1 pseudogene is annotated in these 506 nt (G+C 64.2%); it reads right to left on the reverse strand.

The features are described 5' to 3' along the window. Nucleotides 1-506 (reverse strand): annotated as a pseudogene (ftsH2, locus tag AACY52_RS30190) (ATP-dependent zinc metalloprotease FtsH2); the annotation flags it as partial.

The raw sequence follows: 506 nt of genomic DNA on the forward strand, positions 1-506 counted from the left end.
GCACGACGACCTGGCGATCGAACCGGCCCGGACGGAGCAAGGCTGGATCGAGCACATCCGGCCGGTTGGTGGCGGCGATGATGATGATGCCTTCATTCGCCTCGAACCCGTCCATCTCGACCAGCAACTGGTTGAGCGTCTGTTCGCGTTCGTCATTGCCATTGCCGAGGCCGGCACCACGATGGCGGCCGACCGCGTCGATTTCGTCGATGAAGACGATGCAGGGGGCCGACTTCTTGGCCTGTTCGAACATGTCGCGCACGCGGCTGGCACCGACGCCGACGAACATCTCGACGAAATCGGACCCCGAAATGGTGAAGAACGGCACGCCCGCCTCACCCGCAATCGCGCGGGCGAGCAGCGTCTTGCCGGTGCCCGGCGAGCCGACCAGCAACGCGCCCTTAGGAATCTTGCCGCCGAGGCGGGCAAACTTGGTCGGGTCCTTGAGGAATTCGACGATCTCCTGCAACTCCTCGCGCGCTTCGTCGATACCGGCGACATCATCG

This window comes from Pseudomonas sp. EA_65y_Pfl1_P113 (assembly GCF_963970525.1).
Classification (GTDB): Bacteria; Pseudomonadota; Gammaproteobacteria; order Pseudomonadales; family Pseudomonadaceae; genus Aquipseudomonas; species Aquipseudomonas tritici.